This window comes from Bradyrhizobium sp. 23, from assembly GCF_023073295.1.
GTDB lineage: Bacteria > Pseudomonadota > Alphaproteobacteria > Rhizobiales > Xanthobacteraceae > Bradyrhizobium > Bradyrhizobium canariense_D.
Genome location: NZ_JADPJF010000151.1, coordinates 714,676 through 730,019 on the forward strand (window position 1 = coordinate 714,676; position 15,344 = coordinate 730,019).

Annotated in this window: 13 protein-coding genes and 1 pseudogene; 12 read left to right on the top strand and 2 right to left on the bottom strand. The window is 64.0% G+C overall.

Annotation, left to right across the window (positions count from 1 at the left end; all coding sequences use genetic code 11):
- Together IVB32_RS40525 and IVB32_RS40530 are read right to left on the bottom strand one after the other, a co-directional pair.
- Positions 1 to 393, bottom strand: a pseudogene (locus IVB32_RS40525) (ABC transporter permease); the annotation flags it as partial.
- Positions 390 to 1,112 carry an ABC transporter ATP-binding protein gene (locus IVB32_RS40530; RefSeq protein ID WP_018459825.1) on the bottom strand — a complete coding sequence of 241 codons (723 nt, stop codon included), beginning with the start codon at positions 1,110 to 1,112 and terminating at the stop codon, positions 390 to 392. The gene IVB32_RS40530 and the pseudogene IVB32_RS40525, both read right to left, overlap by 4 nt.
- A 55-nt stretch (positions 1,113 to 1,167) precedes the next feature.
- Between IVB32_RS40530 and IVB32_RS40535 the strand changes: the two genes are divergently transcribed.
- From IVB32_RS40535 to IVB32_RS40590, 12 genes are all read left to right on the top strand, one after another.
- Positions 1,168 to 1,803, top strand: a complete 636-nt coding sequence (locus IVB32_RS40535; protein WP_026233885.1) for an arylesterase — start codon at positions 1,168 to 1,170, stop codon at positions 1,801 to 1,803.
- A 174-nt stretch (positions 1,804 to 1,977) separates the two neighbouring features.
- Positions 1,978 to 2,514, top strand: coding sequence for an RNA 2',3'-cyclic phosphodiesterase (gene thpR / locus IVB32_RS40540; protein ID WP_007598862.1), 537 nt, complete (start codon positions 1,978 to 1,980; stop codon positions 2,512 to 2,514).
- Positions 2,515 to 2,731: 217 nt separating this feature from the next.
- Positions 2,732 to 3,916, top strand: coding sequence for a cell division protein ZapE (zapE, locus tag IVB32_RS40545; RefSeq protein ID WP_085348694.1), 1,185 nt, complete (start codon positions 2,732 to 2,734; stop codon positions 3,914 to 3,916).
- Positions 3,917 to 4,099: 183 nt separating this feature from the next.
- Complete coding sequence (gene mdh, locus IVB32_RS40550; RefSeq protein ID WP_007598869.1) at positions 4,100 to 5,068, top strand: malate dehydrogenase; 969 nt, start codon at positions 4,100 to 4,102, stop codon at positions 5,066 to 5,068.
- A 220-nt stretch (positions 5,069 to 5,288) separates the two neighbouring features.
- Positions 5,289 to 6,485, top strand: a complete 1,197-nt coding sequence (gene sucC, locus IVB32_RS40555) for an ADP-forming succinate--CoA ligase subunit beta (protein ID WP_018459829.1) — start codon at positions 5,289 to 5,291, stop codon at positions 6,483 to 6,485.
- Positions 6,486 to 6,489: 4 nt separating this feature from the next.
- Positions 6,490 to 6,969 carry a DUF1579 family protein gene (locus tag IVB32_RS40560; RefSeq protein WP_007604324.1) on the top strand — a complete coding sequence of 160 codons (480 nt, stop codon included), beginning with the start codon at positions 6,490 to 6,492 and terminating at the stop codon, positions 6,967 to 6,969.
- A 34-nt stretch (positions 6,970 to 7,003) separates the two neighbouring features.
- Positions 7,004 to 7,888 (top strand): succinate--CoA ligase subunit alpha, encoded by an 885-nt coding sequence (gene sucD, locus IVB32_RS40565; protein WP_018459831.1) that lies wholly within the window; start codon positions 7,004 to 7,006, stop codon positions 7,886 to 7,888.
- A 137-nt stretch (positions 7,889 to 8,025) separates the two neighbouring features.
- Positions 8,026 to 10,995, top strand: coding sequence for a 2-oxoglutarate dehydrogenase E1 component (locus IVB32_RS40570; RefSeq protein WP_018459832.1), 2,970 nt, complete (start codon positions 8,026 to 8,028; stop codon positions 10,993 to 10,995).
- Between the two features lie 179 nt (positions 10,996 to 11,174).
- A complete protein-coding gene (gene odhB / locus IVB32_RS40575; protein WP_026233886.1) occupies positions 11,175 to 12,410 on the top strand; it encodes a 2-oxoglutarate dehydrogenase complex dihydrolipoyllysine-residue succinyltransferase in 1,236 nt (411 codons plus the stop codon).
- Between the two features lie 64 nt (positions 12,411 to 12,474).
- Entirely contained in the window at positions 12,475 to 13,224 is a 750-nt protein-coding gene (locus IVB32_RS40580; protein ID WP_026233887.1) for an SDR family oxidoreductase, read from the top strand.
- 56 nt (positions 13,225 to 13,280) lie between these two features.
- Positions 13,281 to 14,681, top strand: coding sequence for a dihydrolipoyl dehydrogenase (gene lpdA, locus IVB32_RS40585; protein ID WP_018459835.1), 1,401 nt, complete (start codon positions 13,281 to 13,283; stop codon positions 14,679 to 14,681).
- 33 nt (positions 14,682 to 14,714) lie between these two features.
- The gene (locus IVB32_RS40590) at positions 14,715 to 15,245 is read left to right on the top strand and encodes a hypothetical protein (protein ID WP_018459836.1); all 531 of its coding nucleotides are present in this window, start codon (positions 14,715 to 14,717) and stop codon (positions 15,243 to 15,245) included.
- Positions 15,246 to 15,344: the final 99 nt, after the last annotated feature.

A 15,344-nucleotide genomic window follows, 5' to 3' on the forward strand; every position in this document is an offset into this window, starting at 1 on the left:
CGTCAGCTGGCCCAGCATCGGATAGGTGTCGTCGACCGCCTTCATCTCGACCAGGGCCAGCTTGCCCTCGGCCGAGCGCGCCATGCCGCGCAGTGTGGCGGCGCTCGAGACGGTGCCGCGCGAACGCAGGAAGGCGACTTCCTCCGGCTTCGCCTCGCGCTGAAACAGGACGAACGACACGTCGCCGCCGAGCAGCGTACGGCCTTCGCGGGCGAGGCCGTCGCTCAGGCTCGCCGAGACCGAGCCGACGCCAGCGATGGCCATCACGCCGAGCGCGATGCAGGCAATGAAGACGTAGAAGCCGCGCAGGCCGCCGCGCAATTCGCGCAGCGCGTAACGCAGCGACAGCGCGACGCCGTTGGGCTTCGCAAACGGTGCGGCAGCAGCACTCATGCCGGCGCCGACTGCGTGTCGATGCGCCCCGAACGGAGGCGGATCACGCGATCGCAGCGCTGCGCGAGCGAAGAATCGTGCGTGACCAGCACCAGCGTCATGCCGCGCTCGGCATGCTTGCTGAACAGGAGGTCGACGATCTGTTGTCCCGTGGCTTCGTCGAGATTGCCGGTCGGCTCGTCGGCGACGAGGATCGCTGGATCGGGTGCCAGTGCGCGGGCCAGCGCCACGCGCTGCTGCTCGCCGCCGGAGAGTTGGGTCGGATAATGATGCAGACGGTCGCCGAGCCCGACCGATTGCAGCTCCTGCGCCGCGCGCTTTGCGGCGTCGGGATTGCCCGCAAGCTCGAGCGGCACCGCGACATTCTCCAGCGCGGTCATGGTCGGGATCAAATGGAAGGACTGGAAGACGATGCCGACCTGGCGGCCGCGGAAGCGGGCCAGTGCGTCCTCGTCGAGGGCATTGAAAGGCGTGCCGTTGACCACCACCTCTCCGCTATCAGGACGCTCCAGCCCCGCCATCACCATCAGCAGCGTGGATTTGCCCGAACCTGACGGGCCGATCAGGCCGATCGTCTCGCTCCGGCCCACGCGCAAGCTGATATCCTTGAGGATGTGAACGCGTGCCGCGCCCGTACCCAATGACAGATTGACGTTGGAGATGGCGATGGTGTCGGCCGAACTGTCGGCGAGCGAAGAGGAAGAGATGCGAGTGTCCATGGTCCGGTCATATGGCAACTCCGCCCGCGCGGTCGAGAGGCGTTACGGATTGTTCATGCACATAGCCGTGTTGATGTTCGCTTTGATGACCGTCGCAAATCCGGCATGGGCTGAGGCGGCGAAACCGATCAAGCTGGTGGTTCTCGGCGATTCCCTGAGCGCGGGTCTTGGCCTCCCGGCCCAGGAAGCGTTCCCCACAAAGCTTCAAAAAGCTTTACAAGACAAAGGCATAGAGGTCGGCATGACCAATGCCGGGGTATCCGGCGACACCTCCTCGGGGGGCCGTGACCGGCTCGACTGGTCGGTCCCTGACGGAACCGACGGTGTGATCATCGAGCTCGGCGCCAATGATGCGTTGCGCGGCATCGATCCCGATTTGACCCGCACCGCGCTGACCGAGATCGTCCAGCGCCTCAAGGCGCGCAAGATCGCGGTGATGCTGTGCGGCATGCTGGCGCCGCCGAATTACGGCGCGGATTATGCTGCGCGCTTCAATTCGATTTATCCGGATCTGGCGAAAAAATTCGGCGTGCCGCTCTATCCGTTTTTTCTCGATGGTGTCGCGGCCGATGCCAAGCTCAACCAGGCCGACGGCATTCATCCGACCGCGGCCGGCGTCGATATCATCGTCAAGAATATCTTGCCTACGGTTGAGGCATTCCTTGGCACCATCGCTGAGCAACGGCGTTGAAAACCAGGCAGCGCTAACCGTAATTCCCAGGGTTTTACCGGAGTAAGGCGCGCGATGCTTCGCAGGGTCACACAACTGCGATAGGAATTAGGGTACCGGTGATTCGTCGCCGGCTCTAAAATTTGGATATGATCTTGCCCTGGGATCATGCCCAAGCATCGGGAGTGCGAAACGATGCCGCGTTTGTTCACTGGTCTGGAAATTCCGGCCGAGATTGGCCAGTCGCTTTCCAATTTGCGGGGCGGCCTTCCCGGCGCCCGCTGGATCGATCCCGAAAATTACCATGTCACCCTGCGCTTCATCGGCAATATCGATGGCATGTCCGCCAACGAAATCGCCTCGATGCTGTTTCGCGTCGACCGTAAGCCGTTCGAGGTGAAGGTGCAGGGTTTGCAGAGTTTCGGCGGACGCAAGCCGCGCGCGGTGGTCGCCACCATCGTGCCGAGCAAGCCGCTGATGGAATTGCAGGCCGAGCTCGAGCGCCTGATGCAGCGGATCGGCCTCGACCCGGAAGGCCGCAAGTTCATCCCGCATGTCACGCTGGCCCGGCTGCACGACGCCACCGACCGTGACGTCGCCGATTATCTCTCGCTGCGTGGCTATTTTCCCAGCAAGGCATTCACGGCCGAACGTTTTGTTTTGTTCTCGTCCCGCGCCTCAACCGGCGGCGGCCCGTATGTGGTCGAGGACGCCTACGAGCTGTGTGAGTAGCGAAGCTCTCGTGCCCCGGACGCTGCGCAGCGCGAAGCGGTGCGCTGCAGAGCCGGGGCCCATTACGCGGCGATAGACGAACGGTCCTGTACGAAACAGTCGGTCCCGGCTCTGCGCAGCGTCACTGCGTGCCGCAGCGCGTCCGGGACACGGAATGCATGGCGCCCCGCCCCAATTCACGGCTTGCAATTTCCGCTCATCTCTGGCGGTAAAGAGCATGCTCTCGACCCCCAGTTCCTCATTCCGCGAGGCCTATCAGGCCCAGATCGCGTCCGGCGCGATCGAGCCCGACGCTGCGCAGGCTGAAATCGCCGACGCCTATGCCGCGCTCGACCAGCGGCTCGCCGATTACAAGCCGCCGCGCAAGCAGGGCCTGCTCAGCCGCCTGTTCAGCAGCGACAAGGACGAGGCGCCGCACGGGCTCTACGTCCATGGCGAGGTCGGCCGCGGCAAGACCATGCTGATGGATCTGTTCTTCCAGCACTCGACAGTCGAGCACAAGAGGCGCGCCCATTTCCACGAATTCATGGCCGAGGTGCACGAGCGCATCTACGATTATCGCCAAGGCATCGCGCGCGGCGAGATTGGCGACGGCGACGTCATCGCGCTGACCGCGCATGCGATTTTCGAGGAGAGCTGGCTGCTCTGTTTCGACGAATTCCACGTCACCGACATCGCGGACGCGATGATCTTGGGCCGCCTGTTCGCAAAGCTGCTGGAGCTCGGCACCGTGGTGGTCGCGACCTCCAACGTCGCGCCTGACGACCTCTACAAGGGCGGCCTGAACCGTTCGCTGTTTCTGCCCTTCATCAGGCAGATCACCGACCACATGGACGTGCTGCGGCTCGACGCGCGCACCGACTTCCGGCTGGAAAAACTTCAGGGCGTACCGATGTGGCTGACGCCGGCAGACACCGAGGCGGACGCCGCGCTCGACCGCGCCTGGTCGAAGATGTCAGGCGGCGCCAAATGCAAGTCGCGCGATATTTCGATCAAGGGCCGCATCCTGCACGTGCCGTGCTCGGCCCACGGCGTGGCGCGCTTCACGTTCGCCGATCTCTGCGACAAGCCGCTCGGGGCATCCGACTATCTCAGGCTGGCGCACGACTATCACACCATCCTGGTCGACCATATTCCAGTGATGGATTTCTCCCAGCGCAACGCCGCCAAGCGTTTCATTACGTTGATCGACACGCTGTATGACAATGCCGTGAAGCTGATGGCCTCCGCCGATGCCAACCCGATCTCGCTCTATCTTGCCAATGAGGGCAACGAGGCCAACGAGTTCAAGCGCACCGCGTCGCGCCTGATCGAAATGAGCTCGGAATCCTATCTGGCGCTGCCTCACGGCCGCAAGGATTCCACCGCCAGCGGCTCGACCAAGGGCTTGGTCGAGACTTAAGTCCTATTTGCCAGCGCTGTCATTCCGGACTCGGCGCTTCCCCAAGCCCCGGAATGACAAGGTTGCGCTTGAATACGCGGCAAGCCCGACAATTGGGCAACCCGTGACTTGAACGGGGGAGGCGAAAGGGATAACCACCCGTCTCAGTTTTCCCCTCCTTACGTGTCTAAAGGACAGGCTCACATGGCGCGCGACAAGATTGCTTTGATTGGCTCCGGTCAGATCGGCGGAACGCTGGCTCATCTCATCGGCCTGAAAGAGCTGGGCGACGTGGTGATGTTCGACATCGCCGAGGGCGTGCCGCAGGGCAAGGCGCTCGACATCGCGCAGTCCTCGCCGGTCGACGGCTTTGACGCGCACTACACCGGCGCGAACTCCTACGAGGCGCTCGACAACGCAAAGGTCTGCATCGTCACCGCCGGCGTGCCGCGCAAGCCCGGCATGAGCCGCGACGACCTCCTCTCCATCAACCTCAAGGTCATGGAACAGGTCGGCGCCGGCATCAAGAAGTACGCTCCCGACGCCTTCGTCATCTGCATCACCAACCCGCTCGACGCGATGGTCTGGGCCCTGCAGAAGGCCAGCGGCCTGCCGCACAAGAAGGTCGTCGGCATGGCCGGCGTGCTGGATTCGTCGCGCTTCCGCTACTTCCTGGCCGACGAGTTCAACGTTTCGGTCGAAGACGTCACCGCCTTCGTGCTGGGCGGCCATGGCGACACCATGGTGCCGCTGGTAAAATACTCCACCGTCGCCGGCATCCCGTTGCCCGATCTCGTCAAGATGGGCTGGACCTCGCAGGCGCGCCTCGACGAGATCGTCGACCGCACCCGCAACGGCGGCGCCGAGATCGTCAATCTGCTCAAGACCGGCTCGGCCTTCTATGCTCCGGCGGCTTCCGCGATCGCGATGGCCGAGAGCTATCTGCGTGACAAGAAGCGCGTGCTGGCCTCGGCCGCCTACCTGAACGGCGAATACGGCGTGAAGGACATGTATGTCGGCGTGCCCGTCGTGATCGGCTCCAAGGGCGTCGAGCGCGTCGTCGAGATCGAGCTCGTCGGCAAGGACCGCGAAGCCTTCGACAAGTCGGTCGGCGCAGTGCAGGGTCTGGTTGACGCCTGCAAGAAGATCGCGCCCGATCTTCTGGGCCGCTAAACCCAACATTCCCCGCCGAAGATCGAAAAACCGGTCTTCGGCGGTTTCACTTCCGGGCCCCCGCTGCAACTCTTGTAGAGGACGGGGCGGGCTCCGGATCGGCAGTCCAGAGATCGATGTCAGAGAATCCGGGTTGCAGTTCCTGTGGTATATGGTATGCCAGCCACAAGACTGAGGTGGGCCTACGAGGTCACCGCCCGCGGGTTCAGGGAGCGACTAAATGAATATCCATGAATATCAGGCCAAAGCGCTGCTGAACGAGTTCGGTGTCGCGATCTCGAAGGGCGTTCCGGTCCTGAAGGCAACCGATGCGGACGCGGCGGCAAAGGCACTCCCGGGCCCGGTCTGGGTCGTGAAGAGCCAGATCCACGCCGGCGGCCGCGGCAAGGGCAAGTTCAAGGAAGCGTCGGCCGGCGACAAGGGCGGCGTCCGCATCGCCAAGTCGGCCGCGGAAGTTTCCGAATTCGCCAAGCAGATGCTCGGCGCAACGCTCGTCACCATCCAGACCGGACCCGCCGGCAAGCAGGTCAACCGCCTCTACATCGAGGACGGCTCAGACATCGACAAGGAATTCTACCTCTCGATCCTGGTCGACCGCGAGACCTCCCGCGTCTCCTTCGTGGTGTCGACTGAGGGCGGCGTCAACATCGAGGACGTCGCGCACAACACGCCTGAGAAGATCGTGACCTTCTCGATCGATCCCGCGACCGGCATCATGGGCCATCACGGCCGCACCGTCGCGAACGCGCTGAAACTCTCCGGCGATCTCGCCAAGCAGGCCGAGAAGCTCACCGCGCAGCTCTACGCGGCCTTCGTCGCGAAGGACATGTCGATGCTGGAGATCAACCCGCTCGTCGTGACCAAGCAGGGCCAGCTCCGCGTGCTCGACGCCAAGGTGTCGTTCGACGACAACGCCCTGTTTCGTCACCCCGAGGTGCTCGCGCTGCGCGACGAGACCGAGGAAGACGCCAAGGAAATCGAGGCGTCCAAATACGACCTCAACTACGTCACCCTCGACGGCAATATCGGCTGCATGGTCAACGGCGCCGGTCTCGCGATGGCGACGATGGACATCATCAAGCTCTACGGCATGGCGCCGGCGAACTTCCTCGACGTCGGCGGCAGCGCCAGCAAGGAAAAGGTCGCGGCCGCCTTCAAGATCATCACCGCGGATCCCAACGTGAAGGGCATCCTGGTCAACATCTTCGGTGGCATCATGAAGTGCGACGTGATCGCCGAGGGCGTCACGGCCGCCGTGCGTGAAGTCGGCCTCAGCGTGCCGCTGGTGGTTCGCCTCGAAGGCACCAATGTCGAGCTGGGCAAAAAGATCATTCGTGAATCCGGCCTGAACGTGGTGCCGGCCGACAATCTCGACGACGCCGCGCAGAAGATCGTGAAGGCCGTCAAGGGAGGCTGAGGCCATGACTCAGGACCATCTCGCTGCATCATCCCCGCTGCCGGAGCACGCGCGTCTTGCCGCGTTCGCCGGTGAATGGAATGGCGAAGAGGTGGTCTTTCCGTCGCGCTGGACGGAGGGTGGAACGGCGACTTCTCGCGTCGTGGCCCACATGGATCTCAATGGCTTCTATCTGATCCAGGACTCGGTCCAGACCCGCGACGGCAAGCAGAGCTTCGCCACCCACGGCATCTTCACCTTCGACCGCGAAGACCGGACCTACAAATTGTTCTGGTACGACTCGCTCGGCTACACGCCGCCTTCGCCCGCCTCCGGCGGGTGGGTCGGCAAGACCCTGACGCTGGTGCGCGGCTCGCTCCGCGGCAATGCGCGCCACGTCTATGAAATCATCGACGACGATTCCTATTCGTTGAAGATCCAGTTCTCGCCGGACGCAGAAGGCTGGGCCGACGTGCTCACCGGCGTCTACCGCCGCATCCACTGACCTCTCACTCGTTAGTTTCGCGAAAGCAGACCTCATGTCCATCCTGATCGACAAGAACACCAAGGTCATCTGCCAGGGCTTTACCGGCAAGAACGGCACCTTCCATTCGGAGGCCGCGATTGCCTATGGCACCAAGATGGTCGGCGGCACCTCGCCCGGCAAAGGCGGCGCGACGCATCTGGGGCTGCCGGTGTTCGACACCGTGCGCGAGGCGCGTGAGAAGACCGGTGCCGATGCATCGGTGATCTATGTGCCGCCGCCGGGCGCGGCCGATGCGATCTGCGAAGCCATCGACGCCGAGATCCCGCTGATCGTCTGCATCACGGAAGGTATCCCGGTCATCGACATGGTCAGGGTGAAGCGTTCGCTGGCCGGCTCCAAGTCGCGCCTGATCGGGCCGAACTGCCCGGGCGTCATGACCGCCGGCGAGTGCAAGATCGGCATCATGCCAGCCAACATCTTCAAGACCGGCAGCGTCGGCATCGTCTCCCGCTCCGGCACGCTGACCTACGAAGCCGTGTTCCAGACCACCCAGGAAGGCCTCGGCCAGACCACCGCGGTCGGCATCGGCGGCGACCCGGTCAAGGGAACCGAGTTTATCGACGTGCTGGAAATGCTGCTCGGCGACCCCAAGACCGAGTCGATCATCATGATCGGCGAGATCGGCGGTTCCGCCGAGGAGGACGCCGCCCAGTTCCTCAAGGACGAGGCCAAGCGCGGCCGCAAGAAGCCGATGGTCGGTTTCATCGCCGGTGTCACGGCCCCTCCCGGCCGTCGCATGGGCCACGCCGGAGCGATCATTTCGGGCGGCAAGGGCGACGCCGGTTCCAAGACCGACGCGATGAAATCGGCTGGAATTACAGTGTCGCCATCTCCCGCGCGCCTCGGCCACACGCTTGCCGAAAAATTGAAATCTTGATTCACACCTTCGTAATTTTCCGGGCGAAGTTTCGCAGCAAATAGGGTAAATGGTGCCTGTCGCGCTGGTCCTCTGCCGGGGAGCCCAGCGCCAGCGCCGTTTGTTATGCGCGAACCGAAATCGCCAGGAACTCAAGTATGTCTCGCCAAGACGCGAACGCAGCCTTTGCCCTCTCCTCCTTTTTGCAGGGCACCAACGCCACCTACATCGACGAAATCTACGCCCGCTACGAGAAGGACCCGTCCTCGGTGGATGCCGAGTGGCAGGACTTCTTCAAGAGCCTCAACGACCAGCCGGGTGACATCAGCAAGAACGCCCAAGGCCCGTCCTGGGAGCGCGCCAACTGGCCGCTGACCCCGCAGGATGATCTGACCTCCGCGCTCGACGGCAATTGGGCGGAAGTCGAGAAGACGGTCGGAGCCAAGATCGCTGCCAAGGCGCAGGCCAAGGGTGGCGATAAGAGCGGCGGCCTCTCCTCCGCCGACCTTCTCCAGGCCACCCGCGACTCGGTCCGGGCCCTGATGCTGATCCGGTCCTACCGCATGCGCGGTCACTTCCACGCCAAGCTCGATCCGCTCGGCATCGAAGCCCAGCGCAATCGCGAAGAGCTCGACCCGCGGACCTACGGCTTCAGCGAAGCCGATTTCGACCGCAAGATCTTCCTCGACCATGTGCTCGGTCTCGAATACGCCAGCTTGCGCGAAATCACCGCGATCTGCGAGCGCACCTACTGCCAGACGCTCGGCGTCGAGTTCATGCACATCACCAACGCGGCGCAGAAGGCGTGGATCCAGGAGCGGATCGAGGGGCCGGACAAGGAAATCTCGTTCACCCGCGAAGGTCGCCGTGCCATCCTGATGAAGTTGGTCGAAGCCGAAGGTTTCGAGAAATTCTGCGACACCAAGTTCACCGGCACCAAGCGCTTCGGCCTGGACGGTGCTGAATCGCTGATCCCCGCGCTCGAGCAGATCATCAAGCGCGGCGGCAATCTCGGCGTGAAGGAGGTCGTGCTGGGCATGCCGCACCGCGGCCGCCTCAACGTCCTGACCCAGGTGATGGGCAAGCCGCATCGCGCGCTGTTCCACGAGTTCAAGGGCGGTTCGGCCAATCCTGATGCGGTCGAAGGCTCGGGCGACGTCAAATATCACCTCGGCGCGTCTTCGGATCGCGAGTTCGACGGCAACCGCATCCATCTGTCGCTGACCGCCAACCCCTCGCATCTGGAGATCGTCGATCCCGTGGTGCTCGGAAAAGTCCGCGCCAAGCAGGATCAGCACGGCGATCCGCCGGATATGCGCATCTCGGTGATGCCGCTGCTGATGCACGGTGACGCCGCGTTCGCCGGCCAGGGCGTGGTCGCGGAATGTTTCGGCCTGTCGGACCTGAAGGGCTACCGCACCGGCGGCTCCGTGCACTTCATCGTCAACAACCAGATCGGCTTCACCACCTATCCGCGTTATTCCCGTTCGTCGCCTTACCCGTCCGACGTGGCGAAGATGATCGACGCGCCGATCTTCCACGTCAACGGCGACGATCCGGAAGCCGTCGTGTTCGCGGCCAAGGTTGCGACCGAGTTCCGGCAGAAATTCCACAAGCCCGTCGTCATCGACATGTTCTGCTACCGCAGGCATGGCCATAACGAGGGCGACGAGCCGGCTTTCACCCAGCCGGTGATGTACAAGAAGATCGCGGCCCATCCGTCGACGCTCGAACTCTACGCCCGCCGCCTCATCAGCGAAGGCGTGTTGACCGAGGGCGAGGTCGAGAAGGCCAAGGCCGACTGGCGCGCGCGGCTCGATGCCGAACTCGAAGCCGGCTCCGGCTACAAGCCCAACAAGGCCGATTGGCTCGACGGCAAATGGGCCGGCTTCAAGATCGCCGATCAGGAAGAAGATGCGCGGCGTGGCGTCACCGGCGTCGACATCGCCGCCCTGAAGGACATCGGTCGCAAGATCACCAAGGTGCCGGACGGTTTCCGCGTCCACCGCACGATCCAGCGCTTCCTAGAAAACCGCGCCAAGGCGATCGACGGCGGCACGGGCATCGACTGGGCGACCGGCGAAGCGCTGGCGTTCTGCACGCTGCTCAACGAGAACCACCATGTCCGCCTGTCCGGACAGGATTCGGAGCGCGGCACTTTCTCGCAGCGCCACTCGGTCCTGATCGACCAGGAAGACGAGAGCCGCTACACGCCGTTCAACCATCTCGGTCACGAGCAGGGCCATTACGAGGTCATCAACTCGCTGCTGTCGGAAGAAGCCGTGCTCGGCTTCGAATACGGCTATTCGCTCGCCGAGCCGAACACGCTCACCCTGTGGGAAGCGCAGTTCGGCGACTTCGCCAACGGCGCGCAGGTCGTGTTCGACCAGTTCATCTCCTCGGGTGAGCGCAAATGGCTGCGCATGTCCGGCCTCGTCTGCCTCCTGCCGCACGGCTATGAAGGCCAGGGACCGGAGCACTCCTCGGCGCGTCTGGAGCGCTATCTGCAGATGTGCGCGGAAGACAACATGCAGGTGGTCTATCCGACCACGCCGGCGAACTACTTCCACGTGCTGCGCCGGCAGCTTCATCGCGAGATCCGCAAGCCGCTGATCGTGATGACGCCGAAGTCCCTGCTGCGTCACAAGCGGGCGGTGTCGCGTCTCGAGGAGCTCGCGAAGGGAACGACCTTCCACCGCATCCTCTATGACGACGCCCAGATGCTGCCGAGCGAAGCGATCAAGCTCGTTCCCGACGAGAAGATCCGCCGCATCGTGCTCTGCTCGGGCAAGGTCTATTACGACCTCTACGAGGAGCGCGAGAAGCGCGGCATGGACGACATCTATCTGATGCGCGTCGAGCAGCTCTATCCGGTGCCGCTCAAGGCGCTGGTGGCCGAACTGTCGCGCTTCAAGAAGGCCGAAGTGGTGTGGTGCCAGGAAGAGCCGCGCAACATGGGTGCCTGGCACTTCATCGAGCCCTATCTGGAGTGGGTGCTGAACCAGGTGAACGGTGCGAGCCGGCGTCCGCGTTATGTCGGCCGCGCCGCCTCCGCTGCGACCGCCACGGGTCTGATGTCGAAGCATCAGGCGCAGCTGAAGGCGTTCCTGGACGAAGCATTGAGCTGAGAAGTTTTTACACCTCGTCATGCCCCGCCTTGTGCGCAATTGCGCACCGGGGCGGGGGATCCAGTATTCCGCGCCGCCCGTCTCTATCACGACTGTCACGGCGTACTGGATCGCCCGCATCCGCGGGCGCTGACATCTGCACCTATGTCCGCATTGGCGATCTCCTTAAGGAAAAGACCATGACTGAAATTCGTGTGCCGACCCTCGGCGAATCCGTCACCGAGGCCACCATCGGCCGCTGGTTCAAGAAGGCCGGCGATCCCGTCGCCGTCGACGAGCCCTTGGTGGAGCTCGAGACCGACAAGGTCACCATCGAAGTCCCGGCGCCCTCAGCCGGCACGCTGAGCGAGATCATCGCCGCCGATGGTGCCACCGTCGCCGTCGGCGCGCTGCTCGGCCAGATTACCGAAGGCGCCGCCGGCGCTGCCAAGCCGGCAGCTGCGCCCGCGAAGCCCGCGGCTGCCGCTCCTGCGGCCGCTGCTGCTCCCGCCGCGGCGAAGGCGCCACCGGCCGATGCGCCGCTCGCTCCCTCCGTGCGAAAGCTCTCGGCCGAGACCGGCGTCGATGCCTCGACCGTTCCCGGCTCCGGCAAGGACGGGCGCGTCACCAAGGGCGACATGCTCGCCGCGATCGAGCGTGCGGCCTCGGCGCCGACCCCCGTCAACCAGCCGGCCGCAGCGGTTCAGGTCCGCGCACCGTCGCCGGCCGATGACGCCGCCCGCGAAGAGCGCGTCAAGATGACCCGGCTGCGCCAGACCATCGCGCGCCGCCTCAAGGACGTGCAGAACACCGCCGCGATGCTCACGACCTTCAACGAGGTCGACATGACCAACGTCATGGCGCTGCGTGCCCACTACAAGGATGCGTTCGAGAAGAAGCATGGCTCGAAGCTCGGCTTCATGGGCTTCTTCACCAAGGCCGTCGTCCAGGGGCTGAAGGACATCCCGGCCGTCAACGCCGAGATCGACGGCACCGATCTGATCTACAAGAACTACTATCACATCGGCGTCGCCGTCGGCACCGACAAGGGCCTCGTCGTGCCCGTGGTGCGCGACTGCGACAACAAGTCGATCGCCGACATCGAGAAGGGCATCGCCGATTTCGGCCGCCGCGCCCGCGACGGCCAGCTCAAGATCGACGAGATGCAGGGCGGCACCTTCACCATCACCAATGGCGGCATCTACGGCTCGCTGATGTCGACCCCGATCCTGAACGCGCCGCAGTCCGGCATCCTCGGCATGCACAAGATCCAGGAGCGGCCGATGGTCGTCGGCGGCAAGATCGAGGTCCGCCCGATGATGTATCTGGCGCTGTCCTACGATCACCGCGTCATCGACGGCAAGGAAGCCGTGACCTTCCTTGTCCGCGTCAAGGAGAGCCTGGAAGATCCGGCGCGCCTGGTGCTCGATCTCTGATCGCTGATGCTCTGCGAGCGCCGTCGCCTTTCGCGACGGCGCGTGTCGAACTATGGAGGCGCGCGTGACGGATAAAGTCGTTGTCATCACCGGCGGCAGCCGCGGCATCGGCCGTGCGACCGCAATTGCCGCCGCGGCACGCGGCTTCCGGATCGTTGTCGGCTATGCCAGCAACAAGACGGCCGCCGATGAGGTGGTCGCCGAGATCGCGGCCAGCAACGGCAAGGCCATCGCGGTGAAATGCGACGTCGCCGAGGAAAGCGACATCCTGGCGCTGTTCAAGGCCGCGGACGCGTTCGGCACGCTCGGCGCGCTCGTCAACAATGGCGGTATTGTCGGGACCAGCGGCGTGCGCGTCGACGAGATGTCGGCCGAGCGCATCCAGCGTGTGATGGCGGTCAACGTCACCGGCTCCATCCTCTGCGCGCGCGAAGCCGTGAAGCGGATGTCGACCAGGCATGGCGGCCAGGGCGGCGTCATCGTCAATCTGTCGTCGGTTGCGGCCAAGCTCGGCGCGCCGAACACCTATGTCGACTATGCCGCGTCCAAGGGCGCGATCGATTCCTTCACCATCGGCCTCGGCTATGAGGTTGCCGGCGAGGGCATTCGCGTCGCGGGCATCCGCCCCGGCCTGATCGACACCGAAATCCACGCTGCCGGCGGTGAGCCCGACCGCGCCCATCGCTTGGCCCATATGGTGCCGATGAAGCGCGTCGGTACGGCCGATGAAGTCGCCAATGCCATCGTCTGGCTGATGTCGGACGATGCCTCCTACGTTACCTCAGCCATTCTCGATGTGTCCGGCGGACGCTGACGCGCCGCGCGGACGCTGACACATCCTTCAACGCTAAACTTACGGGACTTTCTCTCATGGCTACCTACGATCTCGTCGTCATCGGCACCGGACCGGGCGGTTATGTCTGCGCGGTGCGTGCAGCGCAGCTCGGCATGAAAGTCGCCGTGGTGGAAAAGAACGCGACGCTCGGCGGCACCTGCCTCAATGTCGGCTGCATGCCGTCGAAGGCGCTGCTGCATGCCTCCGAAATGTTCGAGGAGGCCGGGCATTCCTTCGCCAAGATGGGCGTCAGCGTCTCCGCGCCGAAGCTCGATTTGCCTGCGATGATGAACTTCAAGCAGCAGGGCATCGACGGCAACGTCAAGGGCGTCGAGTTCCTGATGAAGAAGAACAAGATCGACGTGCTCAAGGGCGCCGGCAAGATTCTCGGCACCGGCAAGGTCGAGATCTCCGCCGACGGCAAGTCGCAGGTCGTCGAAACCAAGAGCATCGTGATCGCCACCGGCTCGGACATCGCGCGGCTCAAGGGCATCGAGATCGACGAGACCCGCATCGTGTCGTCGACCGGTGCGCTGTCGCTGGACAAGGTCCCCGGCAAGTTGCTGATCGTCGGCGCCGGCGTGATCGGCCTCGAGCTCGGCTCGGTCTGGCACCGTCTCGGCGCCGAAGTGGTCGTCGTCGAATTCCTCGACCGCATCCTGCCCGGCATGGACGGCGAGATCGCCAAGCAATTCCAGCGCATCCTGGAGAAGCAGGGCTTTGCCTTCAAGCTCAGTGCCAAGGTCACGGGCGTGGACACCTCCGGCAAGACGCTGAAGGCGACGATCGAGCCCGCCGCGGGGGGCGCTGCCGAGACGCTGGAGGCCGACGTCGTTCTCGTCTGTATCGGCCGTGTGCCGTACACGGAGGGGCTCGGCCTGAAGGAAGCCGGTGTTGCACTCGACAATCGCGGCCGCGTGCAGATCGACCCGCATTTCGCCACCAGCGTGAAGGGCGTCTATGCCATCGGCGACGTCGTCGCGGGCCCGATGCTCGCGCACAAGGCCGAGGATGAAGGCGTCGCGGTTGCCGAGATCATCGCCGGGCAGGCCGGCCACGTGAACTACGATGTTATCCCAGGCGTCGTGTATACCACGCCGGAAGTATCCTCCGTCGGCAAGACCGAGGAGGAGCTGAAGCAGGCGGGCGTGGCTTATACGGTCGGAAAGTTTCCCTTTACCGCCAACGGGCGCTCCAAGGTCAACCAGACCACCGACGGCTTTGTGAAGATTCTCGCAGATGCGAAGACCGATCGCGTCCTCGGCGTGCACATTATCGGCCGCGAAGCCGGCGAAATGATCCATGAGGCAGCCGTTCTCATGGAGTTTGGCGGCAGCGCGGAGGATCTCGCGCGCACGTGCCACGCGCACCCGACGCGCTCCGAGGCCATCAAGGAAGCCGCGCTTGCAGTCGGCAAGCGGGCCATCCATATGTAGGTCGCGCCCAGCGCCGAATCGGGCGGGAAACACATGCTACGCCGCCTGCTTCAACCGGTCTGGGTCCTGCTTGCGATCATCTTCCTGATCGAAGCCTGGCTGTGGGACCATCTCGAACCGATCGTCGCGCGGGTTGTCGCAATCGTCCCGCTTGCGCGGTTCAAGCAATGGCTGTCGGACCGCGTCGATGCGCTGTCGCCAGCGATGACGCTGATCGTGTTCGCTGTACCGATCGTCCCGCTGTTTCCGCTCAAGCTGGTTGGCCTGTGGCTGCTCACGCACGAATACTGGACCAGCGCGGTCTTCACCATCGTGTTCGCAAAGCTGCTCGGGGTCGGCGTCACCGCCTTCGTGTTCGACGTGACGCGCGACAAGCTGATGGAGATGGCGTGGTTCGAGCGGCTCTATGATCTGGTGCTGAAGCTGCGTGCCAAGGCCGCCGAGCTGGTCGATCCGGTCAAGCGACGCATCAAGGAGCTGATCGCCGGCAACGGCGAAGGCTGGTCCTCCCGCACGCTCCGCCTGATCCAGCGCTTTCGCAAGAGCGTGCACGAAGCGCGGTGAAGCCTCACCGCAGACTCGCTGTCATCGCCCGGCTTGACCGGGCGATCCAGTATTCCAGAGACGGCAATGGCTACGGAGAAGCCGCGGCGTACTGGATGG